At 40.9% G+C, this 15,009-nt stretch carries 15 protein-coding genes and 1 pseudogene; 1 reads left to right on the top strand and 15 read right to left on the bottom strand.

What is annotated here, in order from left to right; genetic code table 11:
* Positions 1-48: 48 nt before the first annotated feature.
* The gene (locus FD735_RS05250; RefSeq protein ID WP_139658650.1) at positions 49-468 is read right to left on the bottom strand and encodes an EVE domain-containing protein; all 420 of its coding nucleotides are present in this window, start codon (positions 466-468) and stop codon (positions 49-51) included.
* Positions 461-922, bottom strand: a complete 462-nt coding sequence (locus FD735_RS05245) for a MarR family winged helix-turn-helix transcriptional regulator (protein WP_139658649.1) — start codon at positions 920-922, stop codon at positions 461-463. The genes FD735_RS05250 and FD735_RS05245 overlap by 8 nt, the downstream gene beginning before the upstream one ends.
* Positions 923-1,068: 146 nt before the next feature.
* Between FD735_RS05245 and FD735_RS05240 the strand changes: the two genes are divergently transcribed.
* On the top strand, positions 1,069-1,878 hold the full coding sequence (locus FD735_RS05240) for a Cof-type HAD-IIB family hydrolase (protein ID WP_139658648.1): 810 nt from the start codon (positions 1,069-1,071) through the stop codon (positions 1,876-1,878).
* Between the two features lie 45 nt (positions 1,879-1,923).
* Here FD735_RS05240 and FD735_RS05235 read toward each other — a convergent pair whose 3' ends face one another.
* The 13 genes and pseudogenes from FD735_RS05235 to FD735_RS05175 form a co-directional block, all read right to left on the bottom strand.
* Positions 1,924-2,661, bottom strand: a complete 738-nt coding sequence (locus tag FD735_RS05235) for a TraX family protein (RefSeq protein WP_000759204.1) — start codon at positions 2,659-2,661, stop codon at positions 1,924-1,926.
* A 144-nt stretch (positions 2,662-2,805) separates the two neighbouring features.
* Positions 2,806-3,681 carry an N-carbamoylputrescine amidase gene (gene aguB, locus FD735_RS05230; RefSeq protein WP_139658647.1) on the bottom strand — a complete coding sequence of 292 codons (876 nt, stop codon included), beginning with the start codon at positions 3,679-3,681 and terminating at the stop codon, positions 2,806-2,808.
* A gap of 9 nt (positions 3,682-3,690) precedes the next feature.
* Positions 3,691-4,776 carry an agmatine deiminase gene (gene aguA / locus FD735_RS05225; protein ID WP_139658646.1) on the bottom strand — a complete coding sequence of 362 codons (1,086 nt, stop codon included), beginning with the start codon at positions 4,774-4,776 and terminating at the stop codon, positions 3,691-3,693.
* Entirely contained in the window at positions 4,773-5,900 is a 1,128-nt protein-coding gene (nspC, locus tag FD735_RS05220) for a carboxynorspermidine decarboxylase (RefSeq protein WP_000764387.1), read from the bottom strand. The genes aguA and nspC overlap by 4 nt, the downstream gene beginning before the upstream one ends.
* Positions 5,900-7,159, bottom strand: a complete 1,260-nt coding sequence (locus FD735_RS05215) for a saccharopine dehydrogenase family protein (protein WP_000088680.1) — start codon at positions 7,157-7,159, stop codon at positions 5,900-5,902. Before FD735_RS05215 ends, nspC begins: the two co-directional genes overlap by 1 nt.
* Entirely contained in the window at positions 7,156-8,016 is an 861-nt protein-coding gene (gene speE / locus FD735_RS05210; RefSeq protein ID WP_000366713.1) for a polyamine aminopropyltransferase, read from the bottom strand. Before speE ends, FD735_RS05215 begins: the two co-directional genes overlap by 4 nt.
* The gene (locus FD735_RS05205; RefSeq protein WP_071850992.1) at positions 8,017-9,477 is read right to left on the bottom strand and encodes an aminotransferase class I/II-fold pyridoxal phosphate-dependent enzyme; all 1,461 of its coding nucleotides are present in this window, start codon (positions 9,475-9,477) and stop codon (positions 8,017-8,019) included. It abuts the gene before it with no gap.
* 621 nt (positions 9,478-10,098) lie between these two features.
* Positions 10,099-10,653, bottom strand: coding sequence for a hypothetical protein (locus tag FD735_RS05200; RefSeq protein ID WP_139658645.1), 555 nt, complete (start codon positions 10,651-10,653; stop codon positions 10,099-10,101).
* 101 nt (positions 10,654-10,754) lie between these two features.
* Positions 10,755-11,261: pseudogene (locus FD735_RS05195) on the bottom strand (YfbM family protein).
* A gap of 89 nt (positions 11,262-11,350) precedes the next feature.
* A complete protein-coding gene (locus tag FD735_RS05190; RefSeq protein ID WP_101800009.1) occupies positions 11,351-11,533 on the bottom strand; it encodes a hypothetical protein in 183 nt (60 codons plus the stop codon).
* A gap of 21 nt (positions 11,534-11,554) precedes the next feature.
* The gene (locus FD735_RS05185; protein ID WP_139658644.1) at positions 11,555-12,430 is read right to left on the bottom strand and encodes a DUF4300 family protein; all 876 of its coding nucleotides are present in this window, start codon (positions 12,428-12,430) and stop codon (positions 11,555-11,557) included.
* A gap of 156 nt (positions 12,431-12,586) precedes the next feature.
* Positions 12,587-14,326, bottom strand: a complete 1,740-nt coding sequence (locus FD735_RS05180; protein ID WP_139658643.1) for a glycoside hydrolase family 13 protein — start codon at positions 14,324-14,326, stop codon at positions 12,587-12,589.
* A gap of 176 nt (positions 14,327-14,502) precedes the next feature.
* Positions 14,503-14,994 (bottom strand): nucleotidyltransferase family protein, encoded by a 492-nt coding sequence (locus FD735_RS05175; RefSeq protein ID WP_139658642.1) that lies wholly within the window; start codon positions 14,992-14,994, stop codon positions 14,503-14,505.
* Between the last annotated feature and the right edge of the window lie 15 nt (positions 14,995-15,009).

Here is a 15,009-nt window from a genome sequence, read left to right as displayed (position 1 = left end):
AGTCCAAATCCAAAATTCTAGTTGACAATCATTTAATTAGCAAATCAATCATCCTTCATCATCCACTTTCATATGCTGAAAGATATAGAGGAAAAAGTCTTTAGAAACTTCAAAATGTCCATAACGAAGTCGAGAAGTATAGTCTTTCCATTCAGGATGTTGTCTGGCTACTTCTATGGAACAATCTTTGACTGGCTGATAATACTCAACATTTCGTCTAAAGGGAAAGAATCCTTCAAATTGCTCTACTTGATAGGCTTTGTCATCTATAATTTTACCTACGGCTACAAAAGCCTGTAACTTATCTTGACCATTCATATCGTATTTTGGACTATAGTATAAGAGATAGTCACCTTTTTTCATACGATTTAAGGGGCCGCCCTTTCCATGACAGACCTGACAAAAATTTCCCTCAACTCCTCTTAAAACATGGTTCTTTGAAACAACTCCGACCCAATATCTAGGCATTTTTATCCTCCAACACTGCTAACATGTGATTAAAACTTTCTCTATCGTTAGAAAGTTTTTCAAAAAATTTTTCATCAATCCCTTCTACTAAGGGTAAAGCTTGATTGACCTTCTCCGCGCCAGACTTCGTCACTGAGACCAGTTTTGCCCGACTATCCTTTGGATGTTGATCACGTCTAATGTAGTCCTTCTTCTCCAGTAGTCTAACAATCTGGGAAACCGTCATGACATCCATACCGGTGAAACGAGCAATATCAACTTGCGTTACATATTCCTCTCTATTGTTCAAAAACAAGAGCGAGGTTAAAACGATAAATTGAGGCAAAGTGAGGCCAACCGATTTCAAAACTCTTTTTAAATTACTTTCCCATTTGTTGTAAACTTTAATGAAAAGAAGACCTGTAGACTCTGTTTCATCGTTTTTATAAATTGAATTAAACTGATATTGTGGCATTTTTTCTCCTTAAATATTAAGTATACATATTATATAAGAATTTATTTTGTTTTTCAAGAAAAGGAAAGCCGAATTTTACAATTCTGTCAGACATTTTATAGTCTATATGCTATAATAAAAGCAAAACACATAGAAAAGGAAGTCTTATGATTAAACTACTAGCCTTGGATATGGATGGAACCCTCCTCAATGAAGCCAAGGAAATCCCTCAAGCCCACATTACTGCCATTCACCAAGCCATTAAAAAAGGTGTCAAACTGGTTCTCTGTACAGGTCGCCCGCTTTTCGGTGTCCTCCCCTACTATAAACAACTAGGACTTGACCTCCAGAATGAGTATGTCATTGTCAATAATGGTTGCTCAACCCACCAGACCAGTGACTGGAGTCTAGTTGACTGGCAAGAACTCAGTCCAGCTGACATTGAATACCTTTATGACCTAGCTGAAAAAAGCGACGTCCAGCTAACTCTTTTTGATGAAGAACATTATTTTGTCCTCGGTGGTAAACCTAATCAAATCGTTCAAAATGATGCCAAACTTGTTTTTTCAGACCTAACTGAAATTTCCCTTGAGGAAGCCACTAGTGGCAAATATCGGATGTTCCAAGGTATGTTTTTGGGTACCAAAGAACAAACAGACGATTTTGAGCAGCGTTTTGCCAAGGAACTTTGCCAACGATTCAGTGGAGTTCGTTCGCAGCCTGTCATTTATGAAGCGATGCCACTTGGGACGACAAAGGCTACTGCTCTTTCTCGACTAGCAGAGATTTTGAAGATCGAACCCTCGGAGATTATGGCCATGGGCGATGCCAATAACGATATCGAAATGCTTCAGTTTGCAGGACTTGGCATTGCAATGGGAAATGCCAGTGACCATGTCAAATCCCTTGCAAATGACGTTACAGCTAGCAATGAAGAAGAAGGCGTTGCGCGTGCGATTGAGAAGTATATTTTATAAAAAAGAAAAGCAAATAGACAGAAATTACTGCTATTTGCTTTTTTACTACTTAACCCAATAAGCAATCAGGGTAATAATCCATAAATGAGCTGGGTAGAAAATATAAAAAAAATATTTACTCCAACTGGTTTCTTTTCCTCGCTGTCCATTATACAAGGCCATAAAAGGAAAGACGGTGACAAAGAGCCAGTCAGAATTGAAAAGCATCATTCCCAGTGTTTGGTGCCAAGTGTCGTAAATTTGGATGGAAGTCACTAACAGAAAGGCCCACAGAAAGGCATATAGGAGATTTCGCAATCCCTTGCGATTTCGACAAGAGTAACTAATCAAGAGAAATGGTAGCATAGTAATACCACCCTCAGTAAAAAGACAACCGAAAATCAAGAGCCCAGCAACTCCAATCCGACGCCACAACTTCTCCTTTTTATCCAACTCTTTTCTGGGAAAACCAATCCAAAGCATGGTGACACCGATGGCCAAAGTCAGGAAAATGTTGTTATTTACCATTACTCCTTTGGATGCAAATAGGGCATTTAGTAGGCTATTTCCAGCAAACATGATAATCGCCCAACTCCAAAGGCGGATGAGGTAGTTTTTCAAATTCCGAGTATGAATGAATCCTTCCATAGCCATATAGGCAAACCAAACTCCTACACAACGGGTCAAGGCGTGAAAGATACCTTCCCACAGAGGAGAAACGATTCCGGTGATATGAGGGATATGGTCTAGAACCATTACTGCCGCCATCAGGTACTTCAACTGCGTCGCATTCCATTTTTTCATAATAAACCTCTTTCTTTTTAATCTACATAGAGTATAGCATACATTTTCACGTATAATCGTACACCCATCTTACATTTAAAAAGCCTATCTTACATTTTTGTAAGACAGGCGTGAATATCAAAAGTTTATTATGAAATTTACCATCTAGTCCGTAATTCGTTGGTACATTTCTGGTCTTCTATCTCGAAACAGTCCCCAGTTGAGGCGTTCACTTGCTCCCTTGTCAAGGTCATAGGTCGCTAACAGAATTGCTTCTCCTTGTCTTTCAGCTCTCTCTAAAATAGCTCCTGTTTCATCCGTCATAAAGGACGAACCGTAGAAGTCAAGACTGGAACTCTGTCCACCATTTTCCTCACTAGGAGAGACTTCTTCCAAACCGTAACGATTGGCTGCAATGACTGGAACAATATTTGCTGCTGCGTGCCCTTGCATAGTACGTTGCCAGTGACCACAACTGTCTGTATCCAAAATAGGTTCCGAACCGATAGCTGTTGGATAAAAGAGCAATTCAGCACCATTCAATGCAAGACAGCGCGCTGTTTCGGGGAACCATTGATCCCAACAGATGCCGATCCCAATTTTAGCGTAGCGAGTATCCCAGACCTTGAAGCCAGTGTTACCAGGCGTAAAATAAAACTTTTCTTGATAATAATGGTCATCTGGTATGTGGGTCTTCCGATAAACGCCCACCACTTCCCCATCAGCATCAATGACAGCAATAGAGTTATACAAGACATTGCCATCTTTTTCATAGAAACTGATCGGTAAAACAACTTCTAGTTCCTTAGCAATCACCTTAAAATGCTGAATGGCTGTATTTTCTGTCACCGACTGAGAATACTGGTAATAGTCATACTGACGTTCTTGACAGAAATAGGGACGTTCAAACAACTCCGGCAAGAGAATAATTTGTGCGCCTTGTTTTGCAGCTTGACGAACTAAACGTTCCGCTGTTTGGATATTTGTTGCTACATCCTTGGCGCATTGCATCTGGATCGCTGCAACTCTAACATTTCTCATCTTGTTCTCCTATTCTGGGATTTGTTGGGTAATGCAGTGGATATTGCCACCACCTAAAAGAATGTCTCTTGCTGGTATTCCGACAACTTTACGGTCTGGGAAACACTTGCTGAGGATATCCAAGGCCACTTGGTCGTTTACATCCTGAAATTGGGGAACAAGGACAGCCTTGTTGGCAATATAGAAATTGACATAGGAAGCTGCAAGACGTTCACCTGCATAACGCTCCTCTTCCCCTTCTTCATAGATGTAGCCTGGCAAATCCTCTGCGGTTACAACTTGTCGAACTGCAGGGATAGGCAATTTATGAATGGTGAAGGGACGCCCTTTTGCATCCGTTTCCTTCTCTAAAAGCTCTAAATCAGCTACTGACATGGCATATTGGGGATCATTTTGATCATCTGTCCAAGCCAAGACAAGCTCTGCAGGACCAACGAAGGCTGCAACATTGTCAACGTGTTCATTGGTTTCGTCCTGATAAATACCATAAGGTAGCCAAATAACTTTTTCAGCGCCAAGATAGTTCAATAATCTTCTCTCGATTTCCTCTTTACTGAGATGAGGATTGCGACCAGCGCTCAGATGGCAACTTTCAGTCACAAGAATGGTTCCTTGACCATCGCTATGGATCGCGCCGCCTTCCAGTACAAAAGGTTTGGCATCGTAAACAGGCATTTCCAAGGCCTCAGCAAAACGACTAGCTACTTGGTCATCTGCTTCATAGTCTTGATAAAGACCATCGACTGCTCCACCCCAGGCATTGAAAGACCAATCGACTGCCAACTTGTCTCTTTTATCATTGACGAGAATAGTCGGACCAGTATCACGGGCCCAGGCATCATTGGTAGGAATATCTAGATAAACGACCTTGTCTCCGAGATAGGATTGGGCTTCAGATTGATAGTCCTGCTCCGCCAAGAGATAAACGGTTTCCCCTTCGGCTATGGTTTTGATAATTTGGCTAAATGCTCTTTTGGCAGCCTTTCCTTGGAAGGGCCATGAACCTGGTCGAGTCGGCCAGATCATGATGGTGCCATGGTGTGGTTCATACTCTGCCGGCATACGGTAGCCTAATTTCTTTGGACTGTCCATCATGATAATCTCCCTTTAAAGTCTTGATAGCTGAAGGCTTTGACCAAGCTGCAGTCACCTCGCTCGTCCATGAGATAGAGACTTGGCAAGCCAATACCGTTAAAGGTATTATTTTTTACAAAAGAGTAAATAGCCATATCTTCAAAATAAAGTCTATCACCGATTTGGATTGGATTCTCAAAGCTATAATCGCCTATCACATCACCCGTCAGACAGGTATTGGAAGAAAGTCTATAGGTATGGGCTTTTTCCTGAGCCTCAAATCCATTTCTCAAAGGTGGACGATAGGGCATCTCAAGTACATCAGGCATATGGCAGGTTGCAGAGGCATCTAAAACCAAGATTTCCATACCGTTTTCTACAATATCCAATACCTCCGTTGCTAGATAACCCGCATTGAGCGCAATAGCTTCACCCGGCTCGATATAGACTTCAAGATTGTAAGTTTCTCGGATACGCTTGATTTCAGAAATCAGCAAATCCACATCATAGTCTTCTCTCGTTATGTGGTGTCCTCCACCCATATTGAGCCATTTGACCTTATATAAATAAGGTCCAAACTGCGCTTCTACAGCTTTCAAAGTTGTTTCTAAATCATCTGCCCCCTGCTCACAAAGGGTATGAAAATGAAGACCATCTACTAAGTCCAGCAAATCACTCGGTATCTTGTCTAAAGTAACTCCAAACCGAGATCCCGGAGCACAAGGGTCATAGAGCGCGTGATCTCCTTGAGTTGAACATTGAGGGTTGAGGCGCAAACCAACACTGATACCAGCCTCTCGACAACGAGAACCGTATTTACGCAACTGTCTCTCCGAATTAAAGACGATATGATCTGATATCTGAAGTAACTCTTCCATATCTGATTCCTTGAAAGCTGGCGCAAAGACATGGACTTCCCCTGGGAACTCTTCTCGTGCTAGTTTAGCCTCATAGAGACCACTAGCCGTTGTACCAGAGAGATACTGGCTAATTAAGGGATAGGTTTTATAAAGAGAATAAGCCTTCTGGGCCAGTAAAACCTTGCAGCCCGCTTCTTCCTGAACTTGCTGTAAAATACGGCAATTGGCTTCTAATTTTCCTAAGTCAATGACATAGGCTGGTGTGGGTACTTGTTCTAACTTCATTAGTCCACCATTTGCGGGTTTTCTACCACAACCCAAGGCAAGCCGTACTCATTCAAAGCTTCCATGAATGGATCTGGATCCAATTCTTCAAGGTTGTAAACTCCAGGTTGTTTCCAAGTACCATTCATCACTAATTTTGTCCCAATCATGGCTGGAACTCCTGTTGTGTATGAAATTGCCTGTGAACCAACTTCTGCGTAACATTCCTGATGGTCACAAACATTGTAGATATAGATAGTCTTCTCAAGACCATCTTTGACACCTGTAAAGATACATCCAATATTGGTTTTTCCAACAGTGCGTGGGCCAAGGCTAGCAGGATCAGGTAGCAAGGCTTTTAAGAATTGAATCGGTACAATTTCTTGACCGTTAAAGTTAATGGTATCCGTACGAAGGAGTCCGACATTTTCCAAGCATTTCATGTGCGTTAGATAAGATTGGCCAAAGGTCATAAAGAAACGTATCCGTTTGACACCGGGAATGTTCTTGGCCAATGATTCAATTTCTTCATGGTGAAGGAGATACATGTCTTTCTGTCCAACTTGAGGGAAATCATACTCACGCTTGATAGACATAGCTTCGACTTCGACCCATTTTCCATCTTCCCAGTAAGAACCTGGCGCAGAAACCTCGCGGAGGTTGATTTCTGGGTTAAAGTTTGTTGCAAATGGATAACCGTGGTCACCACCATTACAGTCTAAAATGTCGATATAGTGGATTTCATCAAAATAGTGTTTGAGAGCATAAGCTGAAAAGACACTGGTCACACCTGGGTCGAAACCAGAACCGAGAAGAGCAGTTAAGCCCGCTTCTTTGAATTTCTCCTGATATGTCCATTGCCATGAGTAGTCAAAGTAAGCTGTAAAACCAAGTTCCTTGCAGCGATTTTCATAAATGGCACGCCATTCTGGGTCTTCTGTGTCCTCAGCCTCATAGTTGGCGGTATCGATATAGTGGACACCTGTTGCCAAGCAAGCATCCATAATTGTTAAATCTTGATATGGTAAAGCTACGTTCAAAACAGCTTCTGGTTTGTAGCTATCAATTAAGGCAATCACTTCTTCAACCTTGTCAGCGTCAAGGGCAGCTGTCTCAATCTTTGTACTTGTTTTACCTTCCAGTTTAGCCTTCAAGTCATCACATTTTGACTTGGTACGGCTAGCAATCATAATCTCTGTAAAGGTTTCGCTATCTTGGCAAATCTTTGAAATAGCAACTTGGGCAACGCCCCCACATCCAATAATTAGTAAACGACTCATTTTTTTCCTTCCTCTTCTTCTAAAATGTCCTCAACATACTTGGGCAACATAAAGGCTCCCACATGTAAGTTTGCAGTATAGTATTCTGTGAAAAGCTGGCGTTTTTTCCAGCCTTCCTTGTCAAAATCTTTGACAGGGTGGTATTTTTTCGATGCAAATCCAAACAACCAATAGCCCGCTGGACTGGTTGGGATATGGGCCTGATAAACCCGACTGATTGGAAATGCTTGATTGACCTTGCGGTGCATACTTCGGCAAGCTGACTCATCCTCGTCAAAGAAGGGACTCCCATGCTGATAGATCATGATGCCATCTTCTTTGAGAGCTCTGTAACTGTTACCGTAAAATTCCTTGGTAAAGAGCCCTTCCGTATGTCCAAATGGATCTGTCGCATCGTTGATAATGATATCGTAATCATCCTCACAGTTTCTCAAAAATCGCAGTCCATTTTGGTAGTAAATGGTGACACGAGGGTCATCTAGCCCCGCAGCAAAATCTGGGAAATACTCACGACAAACCTCAACCAGCATTTCATCTGGTTCAACGATATCGATTTGCTCGAGTTCAGGATAGAGCGTTAATACTTGGGCAACACCGCCGTCGCCACCCCCAATAACCAATACTTTCTTAGGATTAGGATGGACAGCCATGGGTACGTGGACGGTCATTTCATTGTAAACAAAATCATCTGCATCTGAAAACAAGACATGCCCATTTAAGATCAATATCTTTCCAAAAGCTGGCGTGTCTAAGACTTCTATATCCTGCCATTCACTCTTACCAGCGTAGAGTTGCTTGGCTGTTCTCAGGGACAGTTTCACATCTGGAGTATGAACTTCAGAAAACCATAAATCCATCTAGTTCTCCTTTCTCTTAATGACGTTGATATGATTGACCTCTGGATCTTCCGTCCCTTGGAGGGAGCAACCACGTTCCTTGGCAAATTGGATATAGTCTACAATTTCTCGTGTAATGCGTTCACCTGGTGCTAGGATTGGAATCCCTGGAGGATAGCACATGACAAATTCCCCACAGACTTGTCCAACAGAATCATCCAAGGTTAAACTTTTTCTTTCTGAATAGAAGGCTTCTTGTGGAGACAGCACCAACTCGGGCTGGATATATTCCCCAGCAATCAAATCTTTTCCATCTCTTGAGTAGAGTCTCTTGATATCAGCCAAAGCACCAACCAAACGCTCGATATCTTGGATACGATCTCCAATGGAGATATAGGCCAAGATATTGCCGATATCACCAAACTCGATCTGAATGTCATATTCATCCCGTAAGAGGTCATAAACCTCGATACCGGTTAAGCCAATACCCTGAGTGTAGACTGACAACTTAGTCACGTCAAAATCACAGACAGACACACCGTCTATTAACTCTTTTGAATAGGCATAGTAACCACCGATAGCATTGATCTCACGACGAGCGTATTCGGATAGCTCAATGACTTTCTCAAACGACTCTTTCCCGCGAAGAGCTAGGTTGCGACGTGAAATATCCAAACTAGACATTAACAAGTAAGAGGCAGATGTAGACTGGGTCAGGTTGATGATCTGACGAACGTACTCAGGATTCATCTGATTCCCGATAAGTAAAATGGAGCTTTGGGTCAAACTCCCACCAGACTTATGCATAGAGACCGCCGCCATATCCGCTCCAGCGTCCATAGCAGATAGTGGCAATTTATCTGTAAAATGCAAATGCGCACCATGGGCTTCATCCACTAAAACCAGCATGCCAGCTTCATGAGCCATATCTGTTAATCCTCTCAGATCCGAACAAATCCCATAGTAGGTAGGATTGTTAATCAAAATGGCCTTGGCATCTGGATGCTCCTTAATTGCCTGCGCAACACGGTCATTTTCAAGACCTAAAGCGATGCCGATTTTAGGATCTACACTCATCTCGATATAGATGGGAATGGCACCACATAGAACCAGCGCATTGATAGCAGATTTGTGAACATTTCGTGGAAGAATAATCTTATCTCCTGCCTTGCAGGTGGAAAGAATCATGGTTTGAACAGATGAGGTTGTTCCCCCAATCATGAGAAAGGCATGGGCTGCACCAAAAGCATCCGCAGCTAATTCCTCCGCATCCCGAATAATCGAAATGGGATGACCAAGATTATCCAAGGGTTTCATCGAATTGACATCGATGCCAACGCATTTTTCCCCTAACAGTTCGACAAGTTCTGGATTTCCTCGTCCACGCTTGTGACCTGGCACATCAAAGGGGACAATCCTTTTCTTGCGTAGCTTGACCAAGGCCTCGTAAATTGGGGCTTGGTTTTGATCTAACTTATTCAAGACTTACTCCTTTACCGTATTTTAGCACCTCAAGAAGATAAAGGCGACTAAAGGTTGACTTATGAAAAAAGAGCAGGTTTTCACCTGCTCTGCAATCTTCTGACGTGTGTATTTTGGTTTCTGTTGAGTATGTCTGTTCCTGATGTTTCCTAACTCTCTAGTAGCAAATATTACGTACTTTATTGATCGTTTCACAAGATGACGTGTGCTTTCACCACACTAAAAATTTATGAATTAGGACAAGCGTCCTAACATCAACTTATAAAAGTAGGCTTTTAACCCTATCAATAATGTGGCTTTTTAACCACGCTTCGGCATTCAACCCTGCCTGTCCGTAGGCATTTTTTACTCGGGTTTATATTTGCTAGAAAACATCATCTCATTTTCTAAGCCTTATAACTATATCATGTTTATAAGAGCTTGTAAAGTGTTTTGTGAAACTTTTTTAAAGAATTTTATTTTTTGTTCGTCAAATTCTGTTGAACTATAAAAGGAAATCGCTTTAAAACGTCATAGGAATAAGAAAAAAGAAACTACAGGCATTAGCTGCTTCAATAATCTTAAAGTATAACTTGATATTGAAAATCAATTCTTTTCATCAGATTTCATAAATATTTTCAGCTAGGAAGTATGAATCAACTGCTCCAATTCTACTTCTGAAAGCTGTCCTTGATTGTAAAGTTTTCTAAATAAGTCCTCATCTACGGTAATTGAATAGTAATCCGTCACAAACTCATGAAATTTCTCAAAACTGTCAAAGAAATAGGATAATAACCATTCGCCACCGTCCTGATCTTGATAGGTATTTTGATGTTCTTGACCGTCATACCAGATAAAGAAGGTTGTTTCATCTTTTTGCTCTTCTGAGTATAGGTTTTGATACTTTTCATCCAGTCCTCTATAAAATCCGTCTATGATGTCTTGATTCCACTCATCCGCAGCAAACTGACTCAAACTGCTTTCATGATCAAAGCCCTTTATAAGGATCATTTTATCAGTAAAGATTACATCTAGAGAATCACCAGAACCGTTGTCGATGAGGTAACGAACCCCATAGCTCTCCTCACTCTTACTGATCAATCGAAGCCAGTTCTTGTCTGGATCTGTCTGATACTCATCAATGACGAGCAAAGCGTCTAAGCGAGTCTTTACCTTGTCCCATTCAATTTTTCCCATCTCTTAAAACCTCCATGCTAAAAAATTAAAATTTATTAAGGTCACAAGTTCTATAATCAATTTCTAGGTATTTCAACAGACTAAATGGATAGTAAAAATACTTAACAAATAATCACTAAGACATTACCCTTGAGATCTAAGATTTTCTTGTAAAAGTCTTTCATTTTTACAAAGCTGATTCGAATATCATCCTTGATTTCTTCCTCTTCTTCAAGATAATCCCAAATGTCAGGGTATAACTCTGCCTTCTTGCATGCTTCCATGCTAAAGTCTGCCATAGCCCTATCCATGTCAAAATTCTCTAAAGCTTGAACAATCTCAGCTATCTTTGACTTTTCAGTATAGGCTATATATTCTGACACATTTTCTAAAGGGGTCACTCCCAATACAGCTTCTCTCAAAGGATCGTCATCCATAAATTCTGAACTACTAAAGCCTGTCATAACAAAGAGTAAGGCGTCTCACATTTTGTCAATATCTATCAACGTCTCATTTTCCTTAGTAGAATCCTCTACTAAGTCAAACAATTCTTCTTCCTGACGAGAATCTGGCACTATTTGGCTTAATTCATTGTCAGATAGATATCGATAATTAGCAATCATTCCCATAATGTTTCCTCCTATTCGTTTCTTAGGATAGCACTGATTTTACTAGTTACCTTTCTTGAAAAGGCATAATACTTTTTGGTCTCTCCACCTTATTTCCAATCCTCATCTTCCGTCACTTCCCAGACTTCTGACTGATAGCCCTCCCCATCTATATCGTAGCGTTGCATATAGCCAATAAATCTTTCCTTTTTACTTGTCTTACGAGGCTTGAGAATGTTTACAGCCCAAAATCCGATAAGAATGACAACTAAAAGTGCTATTACTGTTTCCATATTACTTCTCCCCTGCCTAGCTTAATATCCTTCAACCCACTTTTCATTGTCCATGATGAAAGGTTTAGCTAGACCGTCACCTGTGTAATCAGCATATTTGGTGGATAGATACTTGTAACAATCTTCCTTGCTCGCGAACTTAATAGCTTGATAAGGCTCTTCAAAAGTCAGTTTCTCTACAAATAAGAAACCATCATCAGCTGGCACTAAAATACCAACATGCCCGACAAAAAGAAACTCTCCATCCAAATTATCATGTAACACAACAGACAGCATCCGAGCTTTATCATTGAATTGAAACTGGGAGAAGAATGTTTCCATCTTCTGCGCGTGAACTTTTACATCCGTCGTTGCTTCCGTCTCCACCCTAGAAAATAGAATATCAAACTCTTCCTTATCTTTTGCATCAAACACCTTTCCCTTATCGATAGCATCGTTATCCACGAAAAGAAGCTGATCATTCTTTTCAAGTTTTGGGATTGTGACTGAATTTTTTAATAGCGCATAGCTATTGATACGGCAGTTGGTCCCAACAAAGTCACCCTTTTTTTGATTCCAGAGATTGCTGATTTTCTCTACGTCGTATTCTGTCTTTGTAAAGGAAGCAAAATCACCACTTAAACCAGTGGAGCCGACAGTCGCATTATAGTCTGTGACAAGATTGAAAAATGCATCAACACTATTTGGGTCCAAGTGAGCTGATAAGAGAGATTTGACCTCTTCGGAACTTACCTGGCTGTTTAGATTGGTATATGAAGCCGTCCAAGGAACTTTATCTGAGCTGGTCTGTGTCTGATTTGTAGAGTCTGTGCTCGTATTATTTTGCTGACAAGCAGCCAATCCAAGTAATAAGGGTAAACACAGTCCCAAGGCTACTACTTTTCTCATTCGTTTCATGCAATTCTCCTTCTAGACTACAAGTCCCTTTTTCATTTTAAATAGCATTCACTAATCGTTCAGCTAGTAATCGGTGACCTAGCTTTATTATACTACATAAGTCAAAAAAAGACTGCACGAATCACCCATTCATTACAGTCTTTTTAATCTTATTTTTTATTGAATGACGAAACCTTTAGGCAAAATCACCAGTTGCTGGTCCAATTCTTGGCAATGACTGGCCAGCGCTATAGTATCACGATTTACAAGATAGTTTTCACTTGATTGGTTAAAAATAGCTTGGATTTTTTGTCCATCATAATCCCATGCCAGAGATACCACATCTGGCTCGATTTCTTTCAGTCTATAGGTCCCGTGCTGGATTATATCTGAGACATTCTTGCGAAGCTGAATCAATTTCTTCATGAATTGAAGCATCTCATTACTGTCGGAAACACGTTCCCAAGGCATGACACGTCGACAATCTGGGTCTTGCCCTCCACCTAACTCCAACTCCGTTCCATAGTAGAAACACGGTGTCCCCCTTTGTAAAAAGAGACAAGCAAGGGCAGACTTAACGAGTTGAACATCTTCCTTGGCAGTAGTCAAAATACGCTCCGTATCATGCGAATCCAAGAGATTGAACATCACTTCCGAAATCTGCTGTCTATAGTACATAGACTGGCTATTGATCTCATCGATAAATTGATGGGACTTCTTAACCCCACGCAAGAAATAATCCTTAATGCTGTCGGAGAGAGGATAGTTCATGACTGCGTGGAATTCATCTCCGTTTAACCAAGGCTGTGAAGTGTGCCAGACCTCTCCAAGAATATAAAGGTCAGGCTTTTTAGCCAAGACAGTCTTATGGAAATCTCGCCAAAATTGATGGTCTACTTCATTTGCCACATCCAAACGCCAAGCATCGATATCAAACTCTTCAATCCAGTAGGTCGCAACGCTTAGTAAATAGTCCCTTACTTGAGGATTTGCCGTATTGAGCTTGGGCATATAGCTGGCAAAGGCAAAGGTATGATAAGGGAGCTTTCTTGGATCACCGAGCTTATCCTTGGTCACTGGGAACTCTTGAATATGGAACCAGTCTTTATATACTGACTCTTCACCGTATTTAAGGACATCCTGCCATTGAGGTGATTTGTCCCCGATATGGTTGAAAACAGCGTCCAGCATGATCTTCATGCCTCTCTGATGGGCCCCCTCCACCAGTTTACGGAAGGTTTCCTTGTCTCCAAAATGCCGGTCAATTTTAAAATAATCCGTTGTATTATACTTGTGATTGCTTGGGGATTCAAAGATTGGACAGAGATAAAGTCCTGTAATCCCTAAGTCTTGCAAGTAATCCAGATGGTCAATAATACCCTGTAAATCACCACCAAAGAAATCGCTCGTCTTTGGTTTGATAGAGGAATCCCAAGCTAGTGCACCTTCAGGTGAAATCTCAGGATTGCCATTAGCAAAGCGTTCTGGGAAAATCTGGTACCATACCGTCTTTGCTACCCAGTCAGGAACATGACAAGCATCAATCTCATGAATATAAGGAATTTTAAATCCATTTCCTTCATAATGAAGGTTTTCTAGCGTGTTTTCAACACATCCCTTATCGCCATACAAAATATTCTGACCTTGCTTGTCCTTGAGTTCAAAGAGATACTGGAGTCGTGCATAGCCAACTGAAACTTCCGCTTGCCAGTAATCAAATAATGCATCAGAAGTTACTTTGAACATCGCCTTGCTTGCTTCATAATGGTCCTCTATAAAAATAAAAGGATCTCCATAATGCAAGTTGATGTTTTCAATATTATCTTTCTTAGTCCGGATACGAATGTGCATTTTATTATCCTTATAAAGGTACGCATACTCCGACTCTGGTCTGTGATAAATGGCTGTTAATTCCATTATTCTGTCTCCTAGTTTACTTTTATTCACCTTGCTGCGCAAACGTTTTCATAGTCTTGATTCTAGTATACTACTTTAAAATTTTATTTTCAAGGCTTTTCCGTAGTTTCGAGTAGTTTGGTTCTATAAATAAAAAAGCAGCCAGTCTTACAACTTGCTACTTTTCAAATGATGATTTACAACTGTCTTTCCAACCATTCTATCTTTTTAAAATCCTTATTGTTATTGTGGTCATTTCTATAAGAATCTTGGGAAGAAGCCTTGTAAATACTTAAAAACTGTTTTAAACTTGGAACGCGAAAAGTGATGTCCTCGAGATGAATCAGCTCTATATCTGATTCCGAAACCCCTGCAAAATCTGGTAAAGAATCAATACTTCCAAACTCAACGCTCACACCATCCTTTTGGAATTCGTGCTCGTGAATATCTACCAAGGTATAGCCCAAGTGGTTCATCACTTTCATTATCTTGTCCCAGTCATAAATTCTGAGATGATCAGGTGCTTCCCATCCTCTAGGATCTCCAGGAACATGAATGTCAATGTCGGACGGCTGCCATTCTTCATTTGAACGGTATTCAAAACCCAAAGACCCCATGAGCGTCGGAGTGATTCCGACTTGGTTTAAATGAGAACAAATTGTTCGAAATTCATCAAATAGAGAATTCATTCCTCCTCCAATCGT

It is taken from the genome of Streptococcus sp. 1643, from assembly GCF_006228325.1.
GTDB lineage: Bacteria > Bacillota > Bacilli > Lactobacillales > Streptococcaceae > Streptococcus.
The sequence above is the reverse complement of the archived record's forward strand: the minus strand, read 5'-3'. Positions and strand labels throughout refer to the sequence as shown.

Coding starts and splice junctions, on each gene's coding strand:
- FD735_RS05250 (WP_139658650.1), bottom strand. CDS start 468: ATGCCTAGATATTGGGTCGGAGTTGTTTCAAAGAACCATGTTTTAAGA.
- FD735_RS05245 (WP_139658649.1), bottom strand. CDS start 922: ATGCCACAATATCAGTTTAATTCAATTTATAAAAACGATGAAACAGAG.
- FD735_RS05240 (WP_139658648.1), top strand. CDS start 1,069: ATGATTAAACTACTAGCCTTGGATATGGATGGAACCCTCCTCAATGAA.
- FD735_RS05235 (WP_000759204.1), bottom strand. CDS start 2,661: ATGAAAAAATGGAATGCGACGCAGTTGAAGTACCTGATGGCGGCAGTA.
- aguB (WP_139658647.1), bottom strand. CDS start 3,681: ATGAGAAATGTTAGAGTTGCAGCGATCCAGATGCAATGCGCCAAGGAT.
- aguA (WP_139658646.1), bottom strand. CDS start 4,776: ATGATGGACAGTCCAAAGAAATTAGGCTACCGTATGCCGGCAGAGTAT.
- nspC (WP_000764387.1), bottom strand. CDS start 5,900: ATGAAGTTAGAACAAGTACCCACACCAGCCTATGTCATTGACTTAGGA.
- FD735_RS05215 (WP_000088680.1), bottom strand. CDS start 7,159: ATGAGTCGTTTACTAATTATTGGATGTGGGGGCGTTGCCCAAGTTGCT.
- speE (WP_000366713.1), bottom strand. CDS start 8,016: ATGGATTTATGGTTTTCTGAAGTTCATACTCCAGATGTGAAACTGTCC.
- FD735_RS05200 (WP_139658645.1), bottom strand. CDS start 10,653: ATGGGAAAAATTGAATGGGACAAGGTAAAGACTCGCTTAGACGCTTTG.
- FD735_RS05190 (WP_101800009.1), bottom strand. CDS start 11,533: ATGGAAACAGTAATAGCACTTTTAGTTGTCATTCTTATCGGATTTTGG.
- FD735_RS05185 (WP_139658644.1), bottom strand. CDS start 12,430: ATGAAACGAATGAGAAAAGTAGTAGCCTTGGGACTGTGTTTACCCTTA.
- FD735_RS05180 (WP_139658643.1), bottom strand. CDS start 14,326: ATGGAATTAACAGCCATTTATCACAGACCAGAGTCGGAGTATGCGTAC.
- FD735_RS05175 (WP_139658642.1), bottom strand. CDS start 14,994: ATGAATTCTCTATTTGATGAATTTCGAACAATTTGTTCTCATTTAAAC.